This window comes from Pseudomonas sp. NFPP02 (assembly GCF_900119355.1).
Classification (GTDB): Bacteria; Pseudomonadota; Gammaproteobacteria; order Pseudomonadales; family Pseudomonadaceae; genus Aquipseudomonas; species Aquipseudomonas paracarnis.
The window spans coordinates 53,155-75,938 of the sequence record NZ_FPJI01000020.1 but is presented as its reverse complement, the minus strand read 5'-3'; the positions used below and the strand labels follow the sequence as shown (position 1 = coordinate 75,938).

At 61.6% G+C, this 22,784-nt stretch carries 23 protein-coding genes; 9 read left to right on the top strand and 14 right to left on the bottom strand.

Going from position 1 to position 22,784, the window contains the following annotated elements; genetic code table 11:
• Positions 1-35 precede the first annotated feature (35 nt).
• The 4 genes from mnmH to BT204_RS25730 all read right to left on the bottom strand — a co-directional run bounded on the left by mnmH (position 36) and on the right by BT204_RS25730 (position 3,299).
• Positions 36-1,139, bottom strand: a complete 1,104-nt coding sequence (gene mnmH, locus BT204_RS25745) for a tRNA 2-selenouridine(34) synthase MnmH (protein WP_060764290.1) — start codon at positions 1,137-1,139, stop codon at positions 36-38.
• Positions 1,139-2,173, bottom strand: coding sequence for a selenide, water dikinase SelD (gene selD, locus BT204_RS25740; protein ID WP_020302053.1), 1,035 nt, complete (start codon positions 2,171-2,173; stop codon positions 1,139-1,141). Before selD ends, mnmH begins: the two co-directional genes overlap by 1 nt.
• A gap of 93 nt (positions 2,174-2,266) precedes the next feature.
• Positions 2,267-3,016: a TerC family protein gene (locus BT204_RS25735; RefSeq protein ID WP_014717958.1), complete on the bottom strand. Its 750-nt coding sequence runs from the start codon at positions 3,014-3,016 to the stop codon at positions 2,267-2,269.
• Between the two features lie 31 nt (positions 3,017-3,047).
• Positions 3,048-3,299 (bottom strand): hypothetical protein, encoded by a 252-nt coding sequence (locus BT204_RS25730; RefSeq protein ID WP_060764289.1) that lies wholly within the window; start codon positions 3,297-3,299, stop codon positions 3,048-3,050.
• A 134-nt stretch (positions 3,300-3,433) separates the two neighbouring features.
• On the opposite strand from BT204_RS25730, the gene nhaR reads away from it, so the two are divergent.
• On the top strand, positions 3,434-4,336 hold the full coding sequence (gene nhaR / locus BT204_RS25725) for a transcriptional activator NhaR (RefSeq protein WP_034125797.1): 903 nt from the start codon (positions 3,434-3,436) through the stop codon (positions 4,334-4,336).
• A 4-nt stretch (positions 4,337-4,340) separates the two neighbouring features.
• Here nhaR and BT204_RS25720 read toward each other — a convergent pair whose 3' ends face one another.
• Positions 4,341-5,495, bottom strand: coding sequence for an MFS transporter (locus tag BT204_RS25720; protein ID WP_072448716.1), 1,155 nt, complete (start codon positions 5,493-5,495; stop codon positions 4,341-4,343).
• A gap of 241 nt (positions 5,496-5,736) precedes the next feature.
• Between BT204_RS25720 and sstT the strand changes: the two genes are divergently transcribed.
• Entirely contained in the window at positions 5,737-6,957 is a 1,221-nt protein-coding gene (gene sstT / locus BT204_RS25715) for a serine/threonine transporter SstT (RefSeq protein WP_034125799.1), read from the top strand.
• Positions 6,958-7,025: 68 nt separating this feature from the next.
• Here the strand turns inward: sstT and BT204_RS25710 are convergent, their stop codons facing one another.
• Complete coding sequence (locus BT204_RS25710; RefSeq protein WP_003190292.1) at positions 7,026-7,535, bottom strand: DUF1993 domain-containing protein; 510 nt, start codon at positions 7,533-7,535, stop codon at positions 7,026-7,028.
• A 116-nt stretch (positions 7,536-7,651) separates the two neighbouring features.
• Between BT204_RS25710 and BT204_RS25705 the strand changes: the two genes are divergently transcribed.
• Complete coding sequence (locus BT204_RS25705) at positions 7,652-8,302, top strand: YceH family protein (protein ID WP_054898808.1); 651 nt, start codon at positions 7,652-7,654, stop codon at positions 8,300-8,302.
• Between the two features lie 75 nt (positions 8,303-8,377).
• On the opposite strand, the gene BT204_RS25700 is transcribed toward BT204_RS25705, so the two are convergent.
• On the bottom strand, positions 8,378-9,196 hold the full coding sequence (locus BT204_RS25700; RefSeq protein ID WP_034125801.1) for a shikimate 5-dehydrogenase: 819 nt from the start codon (positions 9,194-9,196) through the stop codon (positions 8,378-8,380).
• Positions 9,197-9,361: 165 nt separating this feature from the next.
• On the opposite strand from BT204_RS25700, the gene BT204_RS25695 reads away from it, so the two are divergent.
• The 3 genes from BT204_RS25695 (at position 9,362) to BT204_RS25685 (ending at position 10,450) form a co-directional block, all read left to right on the top strand.
• Positions 9,362-9,748: a hypothetical protein gene (locus tag BT204_RS25695; protein WP_072448714.1), complete on the top strand. Its 387-nt coding sequence runs from the start codon at positions 9,362-9,364 to the stop codon at positions 9,746-9,748.
• Between the two features lie 233 nt (positions 9,749-9,981).
• Positions 9,982-10,176: a hypothetical protein gene (locus tag BT204_RS25690; RefSeq protein ID WP_003190284.1), complete on the top strand. Its 195-nt coding sequence runs from the start codon at positions 9,982-9,984 to the stop codon at positions 10,174-10,176.
• A 91-nt stretch (positions 10,177-10,267) separates the two neighbouring features.
• Positions 10,268-10,450 carry a hypothetical protein gene (locus BT204_RS25685; protein WP_034125803.1) on the top strand — a complete coding sequence of 61 codons (183 nt, stop codon included), beginning with the start codon at positions 10,268-10,270 and terminating at the stop codon, positions 10,448-10,450.
• A gap of 3 nt (positions 10,451-10,453) precedes the next feature.
• Here the strand turns inward: BT204_RS25685 and BT204_RS25680 are convergent, their stop codons facing one another.
• Positions 10,454-11,521: an AI-2E family transporter gene (locus BT204_RS25680; protein WP_019818663.1), complete on the bottom strand. Its 1,068-nt coding sequence runs from the start codon at positions 11,519-11,521 to the stop codon at positions 10,454-10,456.
• A gap of 172 nt (positions 11,522-11,693) precedes the next feature.
• On the opposite strand from BT204_RS25680, the gene yegQ reads away from it, so the two are divergent.
• The gene (gene yegQ, locus BT204_RS25675) at positions 11,694-13,007 is read left to right on the top strand and encodes a prephenate-dependent tRNA uridine(34) hydroxylase TrhP (protein ID WP_072448711.1); all 1,314 of its coding nucleotides are present in this window, start codon (positions 11,694-11,696) and stop codon (positions 13,005-13,007) included.
• A gap of 22 nt (positions 13,008-13,029) precedes the next feature.
• Here yegQ and BT204_RS25670 read toward each other — a convergent pair whose 3' ends face one another.
• Both BT204_RS25670 and BT204_RS25665 read right to left on the bottom strand, forming a co-directional pair.
• Positions 13,030-14,709 carry a methyl-accepting chemotaxis protein gene (locus BT204_RS25670; RefSeq protein ID WP_054922288.1) on the bottom strand — a complete coding sequence of 560 codons (1,680 nt, stop codon included), beginning with the start codon at positions 14,707-14,709 and terminating at the stop codon, positions 13,030-13,032.
• A gap of 185 nt (positions 14,710-14,894) precedes the next feature.
• Positions 14,895-16,214 (bottom strand): Na+/H+ antiporter family protein, encoded by a 1,320-nt coding sequence (locus tag BT204_RS25665; RefSeq protein ID WP_161793214.1) that lies wholly within the window; start codon positions 16,212-16,214, stop codon positions 14,895-14,897.
• Positions 16,215-16,443: 229 nt separating this feature from the next.
• Here BT204_RS25665 and BT204_RS25660 point away from each other — a divergent pair, with 229 nt between their 5' ends.
• Positions 16,444-18,591 carry a methyl-accepting chemotaxis protein gene (locus BT204_RS25660; protein WP_034125806.1) on the top strand — a complete coding sequence of 716 codons (2,148 nt, stop codon included), beginning with the start codon at positions 16,444-16,446 and terminating at the stop codon, positions 18,589-18,591.
• 257 nt (positions 18,592-18,848) lie between these two features.
• On the opposite strand, the gene BT204_RS25655 is transcribed toward BT204_RS25660, so the two are convergent.
• Genes BT204_RS25655 through BT204_RS25640 form a run of 4 tightly spaced genes read right to left on the bottom strand, consistent with a single transcriptional unit; the run spans position 18,849 to position 21,440 of the window.
• Positions 18,849-20,162 (bottom strand): sensor histidine kinase, encoded by a 1,314-nt coding sequence (locus tag BT204_RS25655; protein ID WP_072448709.1) that lies wholly within the window; start codon positions 20,160-20,162, stop codon positions 18,849-18,851.
• A complete protein-coding gene (locus BT204_RS25650; protein WP_034125807.1) occupies positions 20,159-20,827 on the bottom strand; it encodes a response regulator transcription factor in 669 nt (222 codons plus the stop codon). Before BT204_RS25650 ends, BT204_RS25655 begins: the two co-directional genes overlap by 4 nt.
• Complete coding sequence (locus BT204_RS25645; RefSeq protein ID WP_003190266.1) at positions 20,827-21,138, bottom strand: PepSY domain-containing protein; 312 nt, start codon at positions 21,136-21,138, stop codon at positions 20,827-20,829. Before BT204_RS25645 ends, BT204_RS25650 begins: the two co-directional genes overlap by 1 nt.
• On the bottom strand, positions 21,138-21,440 hold the full coding sequence (locus BT204_RS25640; protein WP_054898803.1) for a PepSY domain-containing protein: 303 nt from the start codon (positions 21,438-21,440) through the stop codon (positions 21,138-21,140). The genes BT204_RS25645 and BT204_RS25640 overlap by 1 nt, the downstream gene beginning before the upstream one ends.
• A 158-nt stretch (positions 21,441-21,598) precedes the next feature.
• On the opposite strand from BT204_RS25640, the gene BT204_RS25635 reads away from it, so the two are divergent.
• Complete coding sequence (locus BT204_RS25635; protein ID WP_072448707.1) at positions 21,599-22,678, top strand: patatin-like phospholipase domain-containing protein; 1,080 nt, start codon at positions 21,599-21,601, stop codon at positions 22,676-22,678.
• The last annotated feature ends 106 nt before the right edge of the window (positions 22,679-22,784 follow it).

The window sequence follows — 22,784 nt, the reverse complement described above, 5'->3', positions numbered from 1 at the left end:
TGGGAGCTGGCTTGCCTGCGATGGCGTCCGAAAGGTCACCCCACCCGAGCTGCTCGCTCGCGCAAATACTCCACCACCGCACCCTGCTCCCCGGCAAACTCGATACGCGCGCCCTTGCTCTCGCGCTGGAACGCATACATCGGGTCGTAATACTCACGCAGCAAGCCTTCAATCCATACCTGATGCAGCTCCACTGCGCCGCTGCGTGCCTGTTCGGCCAGGGCCTCCTGCAACACCGCCTGCAGCCGTTGGAAACGCTCACCGCCCAGGCGCTTGTGAATATTGGCCAGGCTCTGGGTCAGGCGCTCGGCAAATAATCGCTGGCCGGTTTCCCCAAACACCTCAATGAACTCGGCGCACAGGTCCACCACGTAATCCTTCAGGATGCGCTCGACACGACCCTCGACGCTGTCTTCCAGCCACACCATAGGAAACGTCTGCATGCCCTTGTGCAATGGCAGCGGCAGCGCACAGCTGCCGATCATGCGGCTCTCGTCCTCCACCACAAACTGCTCGATACCACCTGCGCGCTTCTTCAGCAAATCCACCGCCAGGCGATTTTCGAAGTCGATATTGGAGGGTTGCGCCGTGGCGCGCTTGCCGAAACTGGAACCGCGATGGTTGGCGTGCCCTTCCAAATCCAGGGCATTGCGCAGTTGACCGAGCACTTCGGTCTTGCCGGTGCCGGTCATGCCGCCCAGCAGTACGAAATCACACTGGGCAGTCGCCTGCTCCAGGGTTTCCAGCAGGAAGGTACGCATGGCCTTGTAGCCACCGCCGACGCGGGGGTATTCGATGCCTGCTTCGGTTTTCAACCATTGCTGCACGATCTGCGAACGCAGGCCGCCCCGAAAGCAGTACAGGTAGCCATTGGGGTTAGCCTGGGCAAACTGCGCCCACTGTTCGATGCGCTCGGCCTTGATTGCCCCCGACACCAACTCATGCCCCAGCACGATCGCCGCTTGCTGGCCTTGCTGCTTGTAACAGGTGCCGACTCGCTGGCGCTCATCGTCGGTCATCAGCGGCAGGTTGATCACCCCGGGGAACGCGCCCTTGGTGAATTCGACCGGCGCGCGGGTATCCATCATCGGGCGGTCGTTGAGGAAAATATCGCGGTAATCGGTGATGTCCGTCGCCATCAAATCACCTCAACCGCGTTGGTCTGTCGCTCCAGCAGTTCACCGATAGGCTCAAGGGCCAGGCCCAGCTCGGCGGCGACGGCGTGGAACTCGGCATCACCTTCCGGGGTAACGGCGATCAGCAGGCCACCGCTGGTCTGGGGGTCGCACAGCACGCGCTTGTGCAGCTCCTGCACACGCCCCAGCTTGCTGGCGTAGCTTTCAAAGTTGCGCAAGGTGCCACCCGGCACACAGCCCTGGTCCAGGTAATACTCCACCCCCGGCAGGCGCGGAACCTTTGCATAGTCGATACGGGCCGTCAGGCCACTGCCATCAGCCATTTCCACCAGGTGGCCGAGCAGGCCGAAACCGGTGACATCGGTCATGGCCGTCACACCGGCCAACTTGCCGAAACGGCTGCCCGGCTTGTTGAGTGTGCACATCCAGTCACGCGCCAGGCCGATATCCGCCTCGCGCAGCTTGCCCTTCTTCTCGGCGGTGGTGAGGATGCCGATGCCCAGGGGCTTGGTCAGGTACAGGCGGCAACCGGCGGTGGCCGTGTCGTTACGCTTCATATGGCGCTTTTGCACGATGCCGGTCACGGCCAGGCCGAAGATCGGCTCCGGCGCGTCGATGGAATGCCCACCCGCAAGCGGAATGCCAGCTGCGTCGCACACCGCCCGACCGCCGCGGATCACTTCGCGGGCAATCTCCGGCGCGAGCACATTGACCGGCCAGCCGAGAATGGCGATGGCCATCAAGGGATCGCCGCCCATGGCGTAGATGTCGCTGATGGCATTGGTGGCGGCGATGCGGCCGAAGTCGAACGGGTCGTCGACAATCGGCATGAAAAAGTCCGTGGTGGACACCACGCCGCGCTCGTCGTCGATGGCGTATACCGCCGCATCGTCGCGGGAGGCATTGCCCACCCACAGGTTAGGGTCGAGGTTCTGTGCACCGCTGCCCGCGAGGATCACTTCCAGGACCTGGGGCGAAATCTTGCAACCGCAACCCGCACCGTGGCTGTACTGGGTAAGGCGAATCGGCTCGTTCATGGGAGACCTCAAGCTATCAAGTGGGCCGATTCTAGCAGACAGCAAAAGGCCGGCTGGGCTCTTGTGAGCACAGCCGGCCTGTTTGTTCAGCGGTTACTGGCGCGCAGCGAGCAAACGTGCGTGCCGGTTGCGCCGGGCGATGTTCAAGCATTCGATCGCAGCCGAGAACGCCATGGCCGCATACACGTAGCCTTTTGGTACGTGGGCGCCGAAGCCTTCGGCGATCAGCGTCATGCCGATCATGATCAAGAAGCCCAGGGCCAGCATCACCACGGTCGGGTTGTCGTTGATGAACTTGGCCAACGGCTCAGCGGCCACCAGCATCACGATCACCGAGACCACCACGGCAATGATCATGATTGGCAAGTGCTCGGTCATGCCCACTGCGGTGATGATGCTATCGATGGAGAACACCAGGTCGAGCATCAGGATCTGGCCAATGGCGGCGGCAAAGCCGATGGTCACGGTGTTGCTGACGGTTGCCTTCTCTTCAGGCTCCGGGTCCATGCTGTGATGGATCTCGGTGGTGGCCTTCCACACCAGGAACAGGCCGCCGGCGATCAGGATCATGTCCTTCCACGAGAACGCCTGGCCGAACACTTCGAACACCGGTGTCGTCAATTGCACGATGAATGCGATGGTGCTCAGCAGGCCCAGGCGCAATATCAACGCCATGCTGATACCAATGCGCCGCGCCTTGGCCCGGTGCTTCTCCGGCAGTTTGTTGGTGAGGATCGAGATAAAGATCAGGTTATCGATGCCCAGCACGATTTCCATGACGATCAAGGTCGCCAGTGCGACCCAGGCGGTGGGGCTGGCGGCCAGTTGTAGAAGGTAATCCATAGGTCAGTCCTGACGTGGTAGTGCTGGGGAATTAGGTTTCTTTGGTGTCGGATTCAGCAGCGTTTTCGGCGTCTTTTTCCTGCTTCTCAGGGCTGATCAAGCCCTGGGTGGCTTCACTCAATGCCTGCTCGGCGGCCTTGTGGGTGTCGTCGATGGCCTGCTTGGCCGACTCGGTGGCTTTGCCTAATACCTGTTGCGCGCTTTTCTCGACTTGATCACAGCCGCTGACCACTATCAATGAAAGCGCAAGCAACGACGCCGCGCCCAGGGAATTGAGTTTCATGATGTATTCCTCGTTAGAACCCTTGGGTCCAAGTAGTGGCCCCTCGATAGCGAGGCATTCTATGCAGGCGAACAGTTCAGGAAAATTCGTATTTTTCTCGCGTATACTTCGATTTTTACGAAGTGTAGGCCGTGATGCTCAATTATCGACAACTGCATTACTTCTGGGTGGTGGCCAAGACCGGCAGCATCGTGCGCGCCTGTGAGCAATTGAACCTCACGCCGCAGACCATCAGCGGGCAGATCAGCCTGTTGGAGCAGACCTTCGGTATTGCCCTGTTTCAGCGGGTCGGGCGCCAGCTTGAACTGACCGAAGCCGGGCGCCAGGCGCTGCCCTACGCCGAGCAGATGTTCCAGACCGGCAATGAACTGGAGGCGATGCTGCGCGCCCAGCCTGACGAGCAGCAGATCCCGTTCCGCGTTGGGGTGGCGGATGTGGTGCCCAAATCCATCGTGTACCGGCTGATCGCGCCGACCATGGAGTTGAGCGAACCGATCCGCATCACCTGCCGTGAAGACAAACTCGAACGTCTACTGGCCGACCTGGCGATCCAGCGCCTGGACCTGGTGATTTCCGACAGCCCCATGCCCACGCACTTGGACATCAAGGGCTACAGCCAGAAGCTGGGGGAATGCGGCATCAGTTTTTTCGCCACCCAGGCGTTGGCAGACCAGCATGGGGGGGATTTCCCACAGTGTTTGCAGGGCGCACCGCTGTTGATTCCGGGCGCTGAGACCGTGGTGCGCAGCCGTTTGCAGCGCTGGTTTGCCGAACAGCAGATTCAACCCCGCATCATCGGCGAGTTCGACGACAGCGCCTTGATGCAGGCCTTCGGGCAATCCGGCAGTGGGATTTTTATCGCGCCCAGCGTGATCGCCGACGAGGTGGTGCGCCAATACGGCGTGGCGCTGATCGGCCAGACCGATGCAGTGACCGAGTCGTTTTATGCGATCTCAGTGGAGCGCAAGGTCAAGCACCCCGGCATTGTGGCCATTACCGAGGGTGCCCGGCGGGAGTTGTTTACCGCCCTGCCCTGATCGCTCAGGCATTGAGCGCCGTGGGTTTGGCGGTCATCAGCCACAGTGCGAGCAGGATCGACACCAGGATAAACCCCGAAGCGGCAAACCCCAGGCTGCCCAGGCCCAGAGTGTCGATGACATGCCCGCCCACCATCGCGCCCAGGCCAATGCCGAGGTTGGCGCCGGCGATATTCAGCGACGCGGCAAACGCCGGTGCATGGGGCGCGGCCTTCATCAAGCGCACATGGCTGACCAGGAACATCGCCGCCTGGGTCACGCCCCACACCGCCATCGCCGCGGCCAGGCCGATGGTCGAGTGAATCGCCGGCACCACTGCCACCATGCCCGCGATCATGAACCCGCAGAACACCATGGACGCGATCAATGGGTGACGATCCACGGCACGTCCGCCGAGGGAGTTGCCAATCAGCCCGACCGCGCCAAAGCCCATCAGGCACCAGCCCACCAAGGTGCCGTCGAACCCGGCCAGCCGCTCAAGGATATCTGCCAGGTAGGTATAGGCGGTGAACATGCCACTGAACACCAGGATCGACAGCAGGATATGCCCCTGCATCACCGGGCTGCGCAGGATCTTGAATTGTGAGCGCAAGCTGGCTTGCTGGTGCTTGGCCGCGGTAACCGGCAGGTAGACATACAGCAGCAATGCCTTGGCCAGGGCAATCACCGCGAGCACGGCGAATGCGGTGCGCCAGCCGAACATATCGGAAATCAGCGTGCCCACCGGAATACCAAATACGGTGGCGCAAACAATGCCAAAGCCGATTTTTTCAATCGCACGCCCGGCGAACTCAGGGCCGACAATGTCTACCGCCGTTTCGCTGGCGAGGGCCCAGAATACTGGCAAGCCCAAGGCGGGAATCAAACGGGCCACGGCCATCACCCAGATATTCGGCGCCAAAGCCGCCACGGTGTTGGCCGCTGCAAACATGATCAGGATGCTGATAAACAGGCGCTTGCGCGAAAAGCGCGCGCAGTAGGCCGTGAGGAACGGGCCGAACGCGGCCACGGTGAACGCGAACAGCGTCACCAGCAGCCCCGCCTGGGACACGCTGACGTTCAGGTCCCGAGCAATCGACGGCAACAGGCCGACGATGACGAATTCTGTGGTCAGCACGGTAAAACCGGCGGCTGACAGCAGCAGGATAGGAAACAACATGAAAACTCCAGAAACGACGACATCAACGACAGCCCGAAGGGCCCGCTGACGGAGAGGAAAGATGAGAGGGGGGAATCTTAACAGAACATGTCCGGATTTGACCAAGCCCGGCTGAAACGGGTGACGGAATGCCGCAGCAAACGAGACGTGCCCTACAGCATGCTAGACTTCGCGCCTACTTCCTACAGTACTTTCTGCCTGCAATGCTGTGCCCTACTAAAAAAACTAGAGACAACTCTTTATGACTGCTGCCCCTTCCCTGTTGCAACGTTTAATGCGCGTCAGCCTGGTCTCCCAAATTGTCATCGGCCTGATTGCCGGGATCGTGCTGGCCCTGCTGTTCCCCGAGGCCGCGCGCGCCACCGGTTTTATCGGCAAGGTGTTTGTCACGGCGCTGAAGGCTGTCGCGCCAATCCTGGTGTTTGTGCTGGTCATGGCCTCGATTGCCAACCATAAGCATGGCCAGGAAACCCATATCCGCCCGATCCTGTTCCTGTATCTGCTCGGCACCTTTGCCGCCGCCGTGGTTGCGGTGGTTGCCAGCATGATGTTTCCGTCGTTCCTGGTATTGGCTACCCATGACGCCACGGTGAGCGCTCCTGGGGGCATTGGCGAAGTGTTGCAAAGCCTGCTGCTCAGTGTGGTGGATAACCCGGTCAGTGCACTGATGAACGCCAACTTCATCGGCATCCTCGCCTGGGCCATCGGCATGGGCATCGCTATTCGCCATGCCGGTGAGACCACCCGTACGGTATTGGACGACTTGTCCAACGGCGTCACCCTGATCGTACGCGTGGTGATCCGCTTCGCCCCGCTGGGTATCTTCGGTCTTGTGGCCTCCACCCTCGCCACCTCTGGTTTCGACGCCCTGCTCGGCTATGCCCACCTGCTGGTCGTGCTGATCGGCTGCATGTTGTTCGTGGCACTGGTGATCAACCCGGCCATCGTGTTCTGGAAACTGCGTCGCAACCCTTACCCGCTGGTGCTGATGTGCCTGCGCGAAAGCGGCATCACCGCGTTTTTCACCCGCAGCTCGGCGGCGAACATTCCGGTCAACCTGGCGCTGAGCAAACGCCTGGGCCTGCATGAAGACACCTACTCGGTGTCGATCCCCCTCGGTGCCACCATCAACATGGCCGGCGCCGCCATCACTATCACCGTGCTGACCCTGGCGGCCGTGCACACCCTGGGCATCGCCGTGGACATGCCAACCGCCGTGCTGCTCAGCGTGGTCGCTGCGGTGTGTGCCTGCGGTGCATCGGGGGTGGCGGGTGGTTCGCTGCTGTTGATTCCCCTGGCGTGCAGCCTGTTTGGCATCCCCAGTGAAATCGCCATGCAGGTAGTGGCCGTCGGTTTCATCATCGGCGTGCTGCAGGACTCGGCGGAAACCGCACTCAACTCGTCTACCGATGTGCTGTTTACCGCGGCGGCGTGTTTGGGCAAGGAAGAACAGGCCGCTTAACACAGCCCCATAAAAAAGCCCGGTGCCGTTCGCAGAGAACGGCACCGGGCTTTTTTGTGCTTGCGGGTTTAGAACGCGCCCATGTAATCGCGCTTGCCCACTTCCACACCGTTATGACGCAGCAGCGCATAAGCGGTGGTGACGTGGAAGAAGAACTGCGGCAGGCCGTAGGTCAGCAGGTAGGACTGACCGCTGAAGCGCTTCTCTTTCGGGGTGCCTGGGCGCGTGACGATCTCGATGCCTTCCTTGCCGTCGATCTGCTCGGGCTTGATGGTGTCGACAAAGGCCAGGACCTTGGCGATCAACGCTTGCAGGTCGGCAAAGGTGACTTCGCTGTCTTCGTACTTCGGTACTTCGATCTCGGCCAGGCGTGCCGACACACCTTTGGCGAAGTCCACGGCGATCTGCACCTGGCGCACCAACGGGAACATGTCCGGGAACAGGCGCGCTTGCAGCAAGGCGTTGGGCTCGATGTTCTTGGCGCTGGCGTGGGCTTCAGCTTTGTTCAGCACATCGCTGAGGGCGTTGAGCATTTGCTTGAAGACCGGGATGGAAGCGGCGTACAGGGAAATAGTCATGACAGTCTCACGGTAATGGCGGGGTTGGAACCAGCCGCGATTATAGCCATGCCTGGCGCTTGTCTTTTATTTTTTCAAGCTTAGGCTAAGGGGCTTCACTGCATAGGGAAAGCGCGATGACCGCCGAGCACGACACCGACACCCCTGAGCCGCGCCTGAACAGCACGGAAATCCGCATCCTGGGCTGCCTGATCGAAAAACAGGCGACCAACCCGGAAACCTACCCCCTCACCCTCAACGCCTTGGTGCTGGCCTGCAACCAGAAGACCAGCCGCGAGCCGGTGATGAACCTCAGCCAAGGCCAGGTCGGCCAGAGCCTGCGCGCGCTCGAAGGCCAAGGCTTCACGCGCCTGGTGATGGGCAGCCGCGCCGACCGCTGGGAGCACCGTGTGGACAAGGCCCTGGAACTGGTGCCGGCCCAGGTGATCCTGACCGGGCTGCTGTTCCTGCGGGGGCCGCAGACCGTCAACGAGTTGCTCACCCGCAGCGGGCGTATGCATGACTTTGAGGATGCCGAACAGGTTGTGCATCAGCTCGAACGCCTGATTGCTCGGGGATTGGCGCTGCTGGTGCCGCGTCAGGCGGGGCAGCGTGAAGACCGATACACCCATGCGCTGGGGGACCCAGCGGATATTGAGGCGATTATGACCGCACGGGGGAATCCGGTAGAGCGTAGCGCGGGGGCTGTTTCGGTGGAGCGGATTGAAGAGCTGGAAGCGCGGATTGCCGCACTGGAAGAACGGCTGGCGCAGCTGGAACAGGCATAACGCAGATAAACATGTGGGAGCTGGCTTGCGGCCTTCGCGAGCAAGCCAGCTCCCACAGTGGATTGGAGTAAGGCTTTAGCTGCGAGCAAAGGCCACCGCTGCCTCGAACTGCTCCTGAGTAGGCCGCACGCCGGTATAAAGCACAAACTGCTCCAACGCCTGGATAGCGATCACCTCCAGCCCGGTAATCACCCGCTTGCCCTGGGCACGACCACGCACGATCAACGGCGTTTCCGCCGGGATCGCCACCACATCGAAGACCGTCTCAGCCTGATCGATTGCCTCGGCCTCAAACGCCAACGCATCCGCCTCGACCCCGCCGGTCATGCCGATGGGTGTCACGTTGATCAGCATCTGTGGCCGCAGGCTGCCCAGATCCGCCTGCCACTGATACCCCAGGTTCCTGGCCAATGCCTGGCCCGCCACCTCATTACGCGCCACGATCACGCCATTGGCGTACCCTCCGTCACGCAAGGCGCTGGCGACCGCCTTGGCCATACCGCCGCTGCCGCGCAGGGCGAAGCTGGAGTCCTTGGGCACCGCGTGTTTTTTCAGCAATTGCTCGATGGCGATGTAGTCGGTGTTGTAAGCCTTGAGGTGGCCGTTGGTGTTGACGATGGTGTTCAGGGAGTCGATGGCTTGAACCGAATCGTCGAGTTCGTCCATCAAGGCAATGGCGGCCTCCTTGAACGGCATGGACACCCCGCAACCCCGCACACCCAGGGCGCGGATACCGCCGATCGCGCCGGGCAAGTCCTGGCTGCTGAAGGCTTTATAGTAAAAATTCAGACCCAGCTGTTCATACAGGTGGTTATGAAAACGCAGGCCAAAGTTCCCAGGGCGCGCCGACAGCGACATGCACAGTTGGGTGTCCTTGTTGGGGTGCATCTGCATGGATAACTCCTTGAAGTAAGCAAATCGGTACAGACCTTACACAACCTTTACCCATTGGCCGTGCTGTTTTCTCGAAATACGTTGTCTTAAAAGTATCCCCGCGACAATCCTTGAGTCTATTGATTGCAGACCACAAGCGCAGGGGCTAACCGAGGAAAGACCATCATGCGTAAACTCCCCAGGATCGCCTTGCTTATCGGCGCACTCGCGATGGCCGGCCAAGCCTCCGCCCACGGTGGTGGTTGGGGTGGCCCGGCCGTGTTCGGTGCGCTTGTCGGCGCAGCGGTAGTCGGCTCTGTGGTTGCCAGCCAGCCGCGTGAGGTGTACGTGCAACAACCGGTGTATGTGCAGCCGCAGCCGGTGTATGCCGCGCCGCAGCCGGTGTATGCCGCGCCGCCGCCGGTCTACTACGCGCCACCGCCACCGGTGTATGTGCAACAGCAGGTTTACTATCGCCCGGCGCCCGTCTACTACGGCCCACCGCGCGGTTATTATGGGCCGCCTCGCGGTTATTACGGCCCGCCCCACGGCTACTACCGCCATGGTTGGTAAGTTTTAATCCGTTGACAGCCACAGGCCTCGCCCACACGCGGGGCCTTTTTTTGCCTGGGAAGTCCGGATTAATCCTGCCAGTGTCGCTGTGAGAACAACGTACGAGCAGCAATCCCACATGATAAGCGTCAAATATCCTCTTGATCGATGACGGGCTGCGCTGTCATGTTTGCGTCACAAAACAGTCGCACTATCGACCCAGTCCAACCAATAACAATTAAGGACGATTGACCATGCCCACACAAAACCCGCACCGCACCGCCGGCCTTTGCACCTCCAGCAAGGTCTACAGCGCCTTGACTGAACTCAAGCACCTTGAAGGCCATCGCAGCGCCAAGTTCCTCGCATTGCTGGCAGAAAACCTGGTGCGCAAGGGCCTGCTCAGTGAGCACGAAGTGGTGAACATGCTCGACCAGGTGGTGGACTAACGCCTGACGTTGATGTCGACTATCGAGCCAGGTGATTTTTCCCAGGCACCGGCAAACCGTAAGGTGACCTCCATAACGTTTGGAGGTACTTATGCCCACTATTCAAATCATGTCCGTCATCGGCAGCGCCGTCCCCGCCCCTCTGCGCAAACTGGGCTTGCTCGCCTGCTGGTACGTTGTGCGCGATGGCGAGCCGATCAGCGGCCCGCTCACTTCGTTATCCGATGCCGAGACACAGCGCCGAATGGCAACCGACTTCAGGCTCGAGGCCTGAAAGCTAAGGCAATGGCAACTTGACCCGCGGCTTGGTTTCGACGAACAACGCCCAGCACGACATGAACAACGCTGCCACCAGCGGCCCGATGACAAAGCCGTTAAGGCCGAACACCGACAGGCCGCCCAAGGTCGAGATCAGGATCAGGTAGTCCGGCATCTTGGTGTCCTTGCCCACCAGGATCGGGCGCAGCACGTTGTCCACCAGGCCAATCACGAACACCCCGAACAGCCCCAGCACCACGCCCTGCCAGATCGAACCGCTCAACAGGAAATAAACCGCCACCGGCCCCCAGACCAGCCCGGCACCCACCGCTGGCAGTAGTGACAGGAACGCCATCAGCACGGCCCAGAGCAAAGCACTCGGGATGTCCAGGAACCAGAAGATCAAGCCACCCAGCGCACCCTGGGTCACGGCCACCAGCACGTTGCCCTTGACCGTGGCGCGCACCACGCGGTTGAACTTGAGCTGCAGGCGACGCTTTTGCGGCTCGGCCAACGGTACTGCCGTGCGCACCTTGCGTACCAGTTCCGGGCCATCGCGCAGCAGGAAAAACAGCAGGTACAGCATGATGAAAAAGCTCACCAGGAAATCAAACGTACCCTGGCCGAAGCTGAACGCCTGGGAGGCAAAGAACTGACTGCCCTGCATCGCGCCCTTGACGACCTTTTCCCGCAGCCCTTCAAGGTTGCCCATGCCGAAACGGTCGAGCAACTGCTGGAAATACGGCGGTAAAACGTTCTTGAATTGCTCGATATAACCCGCTACGTCGAGTTTGCCGCTCTCGATGTTTTTGTAGAGCGTGGCCCCCTCTTGCACCAGCAAAGCACTGGTGATGATCACCGGCAGAATCGCGATCACCAGGCACACCATCAAGGTGGTCAGGGAGGTCAGGTTGCGGTTCCAGCTAAAACGTTGCTGCAGGCGGCGCTGCATCGGCGCAAAGATAATGCCCAGGATCACCGCCCAGAACACCGCACCGTAGAACGGCAGCAATATCCAGATAAAAGCCACGGTGACCAAGGCCAGTAGCAGCAACAGGGTTTTGAATTGCAGGTTGGTTTGATTCATGTCCGGTCCATGTCAGAAAAACAGGGCCGATGGCGGCCCTGTTGCTTAGTCCGCAGCCAAACGTGGGAGTGCCCTTGTTTATCGAACAAGCATAGATCGCGTTATTTAGACCTGGGTCAATATCCCGTTATCGCTCCAGCACTACCCTCGCGCCTTTTTGCGACCCACACCCATGCGCCCGATAACAGCCCCCGAACTGCTCGCTCCCGCTGGCACCCTGAAAAACATGCGCTACGCCTTCGCCTACGGTGCCGACGCGGTCTATGCCGGCCAACCGCGCTACAGCCTGCGGGTGCGCAATAACGAGTTCGACCACGCCAACCTGGCCCTCGGCATCCAGGAAGCCCATGACCTGGGCAAGCGCTTCTACGTGGTGGTGAACATTGCGCCGCACAACGCCAAGCTCAAGACCTTCCTCAAGGACCTGGCGCCCGTGATCGCCATGGGCCCGGATGCGCTGATCATGTCCGATCCTGGGCTGATCATGCTGGTGCGCCAGCACTTCCCGCAGATGCCCATCCACCTGTCGGTGCAGGCCAATACGGTGAATTGGGCCAGCGTGGCGTTCTGGCAGCAACAAGGCATTTGCAGGGTGATTCTGTCGCGGGAGCTGTCTCTGGAAGAGATTGGCGAAATCCGCCAGCAGGTGCCGACGATGGAGTTGGAGGTGTTTGTACATGGCGCCTTGTGCATGGCCTATTCCGGGCGGTGCCTGCTGTCGGGCTATATGAACAAACGCGATGCCAACCAGGGCACTTGCACCAATGCCTGCCGCTGGAAATACCAGGCCACGCCGGCCGTGGAGAATGCCACTGGCGATATCGTCCATGAATACCAACCCACATTGGGCATCGGCACGCCCACCGATCAGGTGTTCCTGCTACAAGAGGCCAATCGCCCCGATGACCCCATGCCTGCTTTCGAAGACGAACACGGCACCTACATCATGAACGCCAAGGACCTGCGCGCCGTGCAGCATGTGGAGCGCCTGGCACAGATGGGCTTGCATTCGTTGAAGATCGAAGGCCGCACCAAGTCCCACTTCTACTGCGCGCGCACCACCCAGGTGTACCGCCAGGCCATCGATGACGCAGTGGCCGGCCGGGCGTTTGACCGCGGCTTGATGACCAACCTCGAGTCCCTGGCCCAGCGTGGCTACACCGAAGGTTTCCTGCGCCGCCACGTGCACGATGAATACCAGAACTACCAGAACGGCAGCTCGGTTTCCGAGCGCCAGCAGTTTGTCGGGGAGCTGACCGGCGAGCGCCGTGGCGCGTTGGCCGAGGTGAAGGTGAAGAATCGCTTTGTGCTGGGCGACCACCTGGAGTTGATGACGCCCGCCGGCAATTTTCATTTTGACTTGCCGAGCCTGCATAACGCCAAGGGCGAAAGCATTGAGGTGGCGCCGGGGGACGGGCATACGGTGTATGTGCCGATTCCGGCGCAGATGGACCTGCGTTTTGGCCTGCTGATGCGCGACGTTTAAACCCTGCCGTGGGTTGGATGGATCAGATCCTGAACTGGCCTACCAACTGCCCGAGGCGCTGGCCCAGATCTGCCAGGCTGCGAGACGTCTGAGCGCCCAACTGGGTTTCGTCCGCCACGCTGTCCACCGCTACGGCAATCTGATGCACGCTGCGGTTGATCTCTTCCGCCACGGCGGTCTGCTCTTCCGCGGCGCTGGCAATCTGGGCGTTCATTGAGTTGATGGTGCCAATCAGTTGCGCCATGGTGTCCAGGGACGCGCCGGCCTGGTTGGCCTGGGCCGAGGTGCCGTCGCCGGCATCGCTGGAGCGGCGCATAGCGTCCACGGCCGCCTCGGTGCCTTTTTGCAGGCGATCGATCATGCCCTGGATTTCCTGGGTGCTGGTTTGGGTGCGACTGGCCAGGGCACGCACTTCATCGGCGACCACGGCAAAGCCACGCCCAGCCTCCCCGGCCCGTGCGGCCTCGATGGCAGCGTTGAGCGCCAGCAGGTTGGTTTGCTCGGCGATAGAGCGGATCACGCCGAGCACACTGACGATTGACGACACATCCTGCTGCAGGCTGTCCAGGGACACGCCGCTGCTGCGAATGTCGTTCACCAGCGCATGGATCTGCGCGATGCTGCCGTCCACCACCCGCTTGGCGGCCTGGCCTTCGGCGTCGGTCTGCTGCGCAGCGACGGCGGCGCCTTGGGCACTGCGTGCCACTTCGTGGGCCGCCGAGGACATCTGGTTGATCGCGGTGGCCACCTGGTCGGTCTCGTGGCGCTGGCGTTCCATGGCCTGCTCTGAGCGCTGGGCCTGGTCGGACACCTGGCTCACCAGCCCGGTGAGTTGGGCGGTCATGTCGGTGATCTGGCGCACCAGGCCGTGGATTTTATCGACAAAGCGGTTGAATGCACCGGCCAGATCGCCGAGTTCATCCTGGCTGGTAATGGCCAGGCGGCGCGTCAGGTCGCCTTCACCCGCGGCGATGTCATCGAGGTTGGCCTTCATCAGGTGCAGCGGGCGCAGGATGGTATTGGCCAGCAGCATGCCCACGGCGGCGATCACCAGCAACACCACCACGGCCACGCCGAGGATGCTCAACAGTACGCCTTGCATGCGCTTCTCGACTTTTGCCTGCACCACCGCCACTTGGGCGTCGATGCCATCGAGGTTCACCGAGGTGCCGATCACCATGTCCCACTTGGGCAGATACTCGGTATAGCCGAGCTTGGGCACCAGCTCGGTCTGGCCGGGCTGGGTCGAGCTGTATTGCAGGTAGTGGGTGCCGTCCTTGCCGACCTTGACCAGGTCGCGGTTGACGTAGACGCCGTTGGGGTCGCGGTTGTCCTTGAAGCTTTTGCCCACGCCGTCCGGGCTGTTGCCCTTGAACAGGCGGATGGTTTCGGAGTCGTAGCCGAAGAAATAGCCGTCTTTGCCGTAGCTGGTATTGGATAACAACTTGACCACCTGCGCCCGCGCCGCGCTGTCGCCGGGGGCTGCCGCGTCGTAGAGCGGCTTGATGGTGGTCATGGCCACCTCGACATAACTTTGCAGGGTGGCCTTGGCGTCGTTGAGCAGGCGCTGACGGGTTTCATCCACCTCGTTGCGGGCCTGGCCCTGCAGAATCCACACGGTGGTCAGGCTGATGACCACGGCAAACAACAACACCGGCACGACAGCAAGGGCCAGGACTTTGGCCTTCAAACTCAGACGCATGGCTTTTCTCTCTTGTTAGTGGCGACTTGAGAGGTTAACGGCCATGTGAGCGATTACTGTAGGAGCGAGCTTGTGTGGCGAGGCAGCTTGCTGCCGCTGGGGTGCGCAGCGCCCGCACGCTTTTTTGGGGCTGCTTCGCAGCCCAGCGGGAGCAAGCTCCCTCGCCACAGAGGTTCTCGCCTGGATCAGAGCGTCATCGCGGCCAGCCAGCCGAACGCCAGCAGCGGCAGGTTGTAGTGCAGGAAGGTCGGCACCACGGTGTCCCAGATATGGTGGTGCTGGCCGTCGATGTTCAGGCCGGAGGTGGGGCCTAGGGTGGAGTCCGAGGCAGGCGAACCGGCGTCGCCCAAGGCACCGGCGGTACCAACGATGCACACGATGGCCACCGGGCTGAAGCCCAACTGCACACACAGCGGCACGAAAATCGCCGCGAGGATCGGCACCGTGGAAAACGACGAGCCGATGCCCATGGTCACCAACAACCCCACCAGCAGCATCAACAACGCCCCGACGCCCCGGCTATGGCCGATGAACGCTGCCGAGGCTTGCACCAGCGAGTTCACGTCACCGGTGGCCTTGAGCACTTCGGCAAAGCCTGAGGACGCGATCATGATGAAGCCGATCATCGCCATCATCTTCATGCCTTCGGTGAACAGGTCATCGGTGTCGCGCCAGCGCACGATGCCCGACACCGAGAAGATCAGGAACCCGGCCAGGGCGCCGATGATCATCGAGTCCAGCCACAACTGGATGATGAACGCCGAGGCGATCGCCAGGCCGGCCACCAGCAGGGTCAGCGGGTTGTACTGCACCGCCACTTGCTCGACACGTTCGATTTTCTTCAGGTCGTACACACGCTTTTTGCGGTAGCTGATCAGCACCGCCACCAGCAGGCCGACCACCATGCCCAGCGCCGGCAGGCCCATGGCGTGGGTGACGTTGACCCCGCTGATATCCACCCCGCTCTTGGCGACGTTGGCCAGCAGGATCTGATTGAGGAAGATATTGCCAAAGCCCACCGGCAGAAACATGTACGGGGTGATCAGGCCGAAGGTCATCACGCAGGCGATCAGGCGACGGTCCAGTTGCAGCTTGGTCAGTACATACAGCAGCGGCGGTACCAGCAGCGGAATAAACGCAATGTGGATCGGCAAGATGTTCTGCGAGGCAATCGCCACCACCCACAACAGGCCGATCAGCAGCCATTTGACGTGGTTGCCACCGCTGGCGTCCTGGCGGTCCACCAGCAGCAAGGCTTTGTCCGCCAGCGCATGGGCCAGGCCGGACTTGGCAATCGCCACGGCGAAAGCACCGAGCAATGCGTAGGACAAGGCCACGGTTGCGCCGCCGCCCAGCCCGCCGTTGAAGGCCTTGAGCGTGGCCTCGATGCCTAGACCACCGGTCAAGCCACCCACCAGGGCGCCGACGATAATGGCGATGACCACATGCACGCGGGACAGGCTGAGTACCAGCATGGTGCCGACCGCGGCGATGACTGCGTTAATCATGGTTACCTCAAGCAGAAACAAAAAAGACAGGCATGCCCGCGCGCGGCCCATGGGAACAGCTGCCGGCGTGCAGGCTTGAAAGAGGTCTTATTAGAGGGCGCGCACTTTGCAGGAGCTGGGCTGTCATGTCAAAAACTGTGGTGAGACAAAGCCCTCTGCACAGATAAAGAAATACCGGCACTGGCCGATACGCTGTCTCTATGTGCTTTCAGGTAAGGATGTCCCGATGTCGCTCAGGCAGCTCTCCATTCAATGGAAAATCACCCTGCTGGCGGGCCTCTGCCTGCTGGGGATCGTGACCCTGCTGGTGGGTCTGTCGCTGTATCGCATGGCGCAGAGCTCGCAGCAGGTCAAGGCGTCCAGCATGCAGATGCTCGACGAAGCTGCCCAGTCGCGCATCGAGGCCCAAGGCGAAGTGCAAGCGCTGGGCATTCGCCAGCAGTTCATGGATGCTTACCAGTACGGCCATGGCTTTTCCCGCCAGGTGTTGTTTTTGCGCGAGCAGGCCGAGAAGCGCTTTCTCGATGCCTTCGACACCCGTGAAGACCTGACGCGCCAGGTCAAGGCCGCCCTGCAGGCCAACCCCGACCTGCTCGGCCTGTCCCTGGTGTTCGAAGCCAATGCGCTGGACGGCAAGGACGAACTGTTCGCCAACCAGGCGGAACTGGGCAGCAATGACAAAGGCCGTTTCGCGCTGTACTGGTCGCAACCGACGCCGGGGAAAATCACCTCGATGGCGCTGCCCGAGAGCGACATGGCCGACACCTCCATCGGCCCCAGCGGCGAAAAGGCCAACGCCTGGTTCACCTGCCCGCGCACGACTCTCAAGCCTTGTGTGATCGAGCCCTACTTCTATGTGATCGACGGCCAGAACGTGCTGATGACCAGCATCGTGTTCCCGCTGATGGTCAATGGCAAAGTCATCGCCTCGCTGTCGGTGGATATCAACCTCAACAGCCTGCAGGCGGTCAGCCAACAGGCCAGCCAGAAACTGTACGACGGCCAGACCCAGGTCAGCATCCTCAGCGCCACTGGCTTATTGGCTGGCTACAGCCCGGATGCCAGCAAACTCAGCCAACGCCTGGAGCAGGTCGACCCGGCCAGCGGCGCACAGCTGACCAGTGCCTTGGCCAGCAGTACCCAGACCCGCAGCCTGCGCACCGACCACCAACTCAAGGTACTGGCGCCTTTTGCGCCGATTCCCGGCGGTAAGGCGTGGGGCGTATTGCTGGATGTACCTGAAAAAGTCCTGGTCGCCCCCGCCGAAGCGCTGAAAAACCAGCTGGACGCCGACAACGCCAAAGGCACCCTGCTGGAACTGGGCCTGGGCCTGCTGGCCGCCGTGGTCGGCTTGATCCTGGTGTGGCTGATGGCACGCAGCGTGACCCGGCCAATCCTCGGCGTGGCGCACATGCTTGAGGATATCGCCAGCGGCGAAGGCGACCTGACCCGGCGCCTGGCCTATGCCAAACAGGACGAACTGGGCCAATTGGCCGGCTGGTTCAACCGTTTCCTCGACAAGCTGCAGCCGATCATTGCCGAGGTCAAACGCTCGGTGCAGGACGCTCGCGGCACCGCCGACCAGTCCGCCGCTATTGCCACGCAAACCAGCGCCGGCATGGAGCAGCAGTACCGTCAGGTGGATCAGGTGGCCACCGCATCCCACGAAATGAGCGCCACCGCCCAGGACGTGGCCCGCAGCGCCGCCCAGGCGGCCCAAGCCGCCCGAGATGCCGACCAGGCGACTCGCCAAGGCTTGACGGTTATCGACCGCACCACCGCCAACATTGGCGAGCTCGCCGCCGACATGAGCACCGCTATGACCCAAGTTGAAGGCTTGGCCGCCAACAGCGAACAGATCGGCTCGGTGCTCGAAGTGATTCGCGGCATCGCCGAGCAGACCAACCTGTTGGCGCTCAACGCCGCCATCGAAGCCGCTCGCGCCGGTGAAGCCGGCCGCGGTTTTGCCGTGGTCGCCGACGAAGTGCGCAACCTGGCACGGCGCACCCAGGAATCGGTGGAAGAAACCCGCCTGGTGATCGAACAATTGCAAACCGGTACCAGCGATGTGGTCGGTTCCATGGGCAACAGCTATCGCCAGGCCCAGGGCAGCGTCGAACAGGTCGGCCAGGCCGTCACCGCCTTGCGCCAGATTGGCGATGCGGTCACGGTGATCAGCGACATGAACCTGCAAATCGCCAGCGCCGCGGAAGAGCAAAGCGCCGTGGCCGAAGAGATCAACAGCAACGTGGCGACCATTCGCGATGTGACCGAATCGTTGTCGGAGCAGGCCAATGAATCGGCGCGGGTCAGCCAGGCGTTGAACAGCCTGGCGAACCAGCAGCAGGGGTTGATGGATCAGTTTCGGGTCTGAATGTAGCTAGGCTTTTCTGTGGGGGTCGGGCTTGCCCCAATGCCAGTCCGTTAAGGGCTTTTTGTAGGAGCGAGCTTGCTCGCGAAAAACTCACAGGCGCGGCGTTCATTCAGGATGCCCGCGTTATCGTTGACGTTTTTCGCGAGCAAGCTCGCTCCTACAGTAGGCGATGCAAACACCTCGGTATTTCAGGTAAACCGAGTCGATGCTATCGCAGGCAAGCCAGCTCCCACATTTTGAGCAGCGGTGTGCCAGTGTCAGCGGCGTGGCAACTGGATCAATACCTTGAGCCCACCCAGCTCACTCTCCTGCAGTTGCAACACCCCACCCCACACCTCAACAATGTCGCGCACGATCCCCAAACCCAGGCCATGGCCAACCCTTTGCTCATCCAGGCGTGCGCCACGGCTAAACACTTGGTCGCGCTGAGCCTCAGGGATGCCGGGGCCGTCGTCTTCCACCGCCAGCCGATAGCCCTGGGGCGTCTTGCTGACGCTCAGGCGTACCTCGGCGTCCGCCCATTTACAGGCGTTGTCCAACAGATTGCCCAGCAGTTCCAGCAGGTCTTCACGGTCCCAGGGCAGTTGCAGGCCCGGCGCCACCTGATAGCTGAGGTCCAGGTGTTCGCCGTGGATCATGCGCAGGGTGGCCAGTAAACCGGGCAGCTCTTGTTCACAGTCAAACAACGCGCCCGGCAAGGCATCGCCCGCCAGGCGCGCACGGTTGAGTTCACGGTTGAGGCGCTGCTGCACCTGCTCCAATTGCTCGCGCAGCAACTGGCTCAGTTGCGGATGATCCTTGAGGGCGTCACTGGAGGCGGCGCTCAACAACACTGCCAGCGGGGTTTTCAGCGCATGCCCCAGGTTGCCAAGGGCGTTGCGGGAGCGCTTGAGGCTGTCTTCGGTGTGCGCCAACAGGTGGTTGATCTGCGCCACCAGGGGCTCCAGCTCAAGCGGCACTTGGGTGTCGAGTTGCGAGCGTTGGCCTTGTTGCAGTTGGGCGATCTGGTTGCGTGCGGTCTCCAGGGGGCGCAGGGCACGGCGCACGGTGACCCGTTGCAGGATCAGCACCAACAGCAGCGCCGCTAGCCCCATCACCAGGCCGACCTGGCGCATCAGGCGAAAGCTTTCGCGCACAGGCGTGTAGTCCTGGGCCACGCTGATGGAAATCGATTGGCCGAAGCGCTTGTAGTCCGAGCGCAGCACCAACAGTTGCTGGCCTTCGGGCCCCAGTTGCAGGTTGCCCTTGAGCCCCGCCACCGGGAGCCGGGGCAGTTCCTGGTCCCACAATGAACGGGAGCGCCAATGCACATCGGCAAAGTCGATACGAAAGTAATGCCCGGAAAACGGCCGCTGGTACGCCGGCGACAGGCGTTGCTCATCCAACTGCACGCCGTTGGGCCCACGCACCAGCGCCACCAGCAGATTTTCGCTGTCGTTGCGCAAGCCCGCTTCAAGGTAGCGTTGCAAACCCGCCTCGAACAACCACAGGCTGGTTTGCGCCAGCACCACGCCGACAATCACCATCACGCTGATCAACCCCAGGCTCAAGCGCCGCTGGATCGACCTCATGCCGGGGTGGCGCCGAAACGGTAGCCCTGGCCACGCCGGGTCTCGATCACGCTGCGGCCCAATTTGCGCCTTAGATGGTTGACGTGCACCTCCAGCACATTGGAGTCGCGCTCGGTCTCGCCGTCATACAAGTGTTCGGCCAGGTGGCTTTTGGACAGGATCTGTTCGGGATGCAGCATGAAATAGCGCAACAAACGAAACTCGGCAGCCGTCAGCTGGATCTCGGCGCCGTCACGTAGCACGCACTGGCGCCCTTCATCCAGATGCAGGCCGGCAGCTTGCAGGGTGGGCTGGTTCGTCTGGCCATGGGAGCGGCGCAGCAGCGACTGGATGCGCAGGTACAGCTCTTCGGGGTGAAAGGGTTTGCTCAGGTAATCATCGGCGCCGGCCTTGAGCCCTTCGATACGCTCGGCCCAGGAATCGCGGGCCGTGAGGATCAGCACTGGTATGGCCAACGAGGCGGCGCGCCATTGCGCCAGCACTTCAAGCCCGGGTAAACCGGGCAGGCCAAGGTCAAGGATGATCAAGTCATACGGCTCGCTGCGTCCTTGATACACGGCGTCGCGGCCATCGGCCAGCCAGTCGACCGCGTAGCCCTGGCGCTGCAGGCCGGCCATCAGTTCGTCGGCCAGGGGCACGTTGTCTTCCACCAGGAGCAGGCGCATCAGTCTTCCTCATCTTTGATCAGGTCGCCATTGGTGGCATCCAGCTTGATCTCGCGCACCACGCCCTCGGTGGTCACCAGTTCCACTTCATAGGCGTATTGCCCGTGTTTCTTTTCCAGTTCGGCTTCCAGCAGCCGTGAGCCGGGGTATCGCGCCATGGCCTGCTGCAACAGCTGTTCCAATGGCAGGATGACGCCTTGTTGGCGCAGGGCCAGGGCTTCGTCCTGATTGAGGTCGCGGGCCGCGAGGCTGGAACAAAACACCATGAGCACCAGCGCCACGCGACTGCCGACGCGTAAATTTACCTTCATTACGTATCCTGATGATTCTTGAGAACCTGCCCGGTGAGCGCGTTCAATTCAACATCCCATTCAATGCCGTCGGTATCTCGTAGCTCGACTTCATAGACGTACTTGCCGTATTCCTCATCCAGATCGGTGTCCAGCAGCGTCGAACCAGGGTGAAGGGCCAGGGCCGTGGCTTCCAACTGATCGAAAGCGACAATTGTAACAGTGGCCGGCACGATCAGTGGCTTGTCGGGGTCCACGGCGGCGGCCGGGGTCGCCGTAACGAGGATGATAGCGGCGGCGCCCAGGGCAGTGAGGCGCTTCATGATAAGTCTCCGTTACATGATGTTTTCCTACATCGGCCACCGTACGCCCTGCAACTTAACTGAAACTGAATTGCCACCATGGCAATTCCAGTCAAGCCATTTTTCCCACTGCCTGCGAGATTTCCTATACTGCCCCGCTCGCCTCAACAGAGACCGGTATGACAGCCATCCATATCAAGTTCCCGGCCTTGACCCTCAAGGCCGGTAAACGCGCCATCACCCGCATCCGCGAGCAGGGCCTTGCGCCTGCCGACGTCGGTATCCTCTCCGGCGCGGCTGGCGGCCCCAAGGCCCTGGGTATCCAAGGGCTCGACCTGGCGCTGTTCGGTGATTGGTTGCCCCGTGCGCCGCGCGAGCGTGCGCTGATCGGCGCGTCCATTGGCTCCTGGCGGTTTGCCAGCGCCTGCCTGCCCGACCCGGTGCAAGGTTTGCTCGACTTGGGCCGGCTGTACAACGAGCAGCGCTTTGCCAAAGGCGTGACCATGGCGCAAGTCAGCCAGAGCTGCCAACGCATGCTCGACGACCTGCTGGCCGGGCGCGATGCGCGGGTGCTGGACAACCCCGACTATCGGCTGAACATCATGGTGGTCAAGAGCCACGGTTTGCTCGCCGATGACCACCGTGGGCGGCTGGGGCTGGGCCTGTCATCGGTGATTGCCGATAACCTGCGGGGCCGCGCACGGCTGTCGCGGCATTTCGAGCGGCTGATCATCCACGACCCGCGTCAGGCGCCTCCGGTACACCCCCTGAAGGATTTCCCCTCGCGCTTTCTCACCCTGGACGTGGGCAACCTGCGCCAGGCGTTGCTCGCGTCCGGGTCGATCCCCATGGTCATGCAAGGCGTACGCGACCTGCCTGGGGCCGGGGCCGGCACCTACCGCGACGGCGGCCTGCTGGACTACCACCTCGACCTGCCCTACCACGGCGATGACATCGTGCTGTACCCGCATTTTACTGACCGGGTCATCCCCGGCTGGTTCGACAAGGGCCTGCCATGGCGGCGCAGCAACCAGCAGGGCTTGCAGGATGTGTTACTGCTGGCGCCGTCCAGGGACTACCTGGCCCGCCTGCCCCACGGCAAGCTGCCAGACCGCAGCGACTTCAAGCGTTTCATGGGCGATGATCCAGGCCGCAACAAATATTGGCAAACTGCCATGAGCGAGAGCCAACGACTGGGGGATGAGTTTTTGGCATTGGCGGATAACGGCAAGCTCGGCGACCGTTTGCTCGCCCTTTAAGTGTAGGAGCGAGCTTGCTCGCGAAGGTCGTCAACGATAACGCAGGGTGCCTGGATTAACGCGGCGCCCTTGGGTTTTTCGCGAGCAAGCTTGCTCCTACAACATG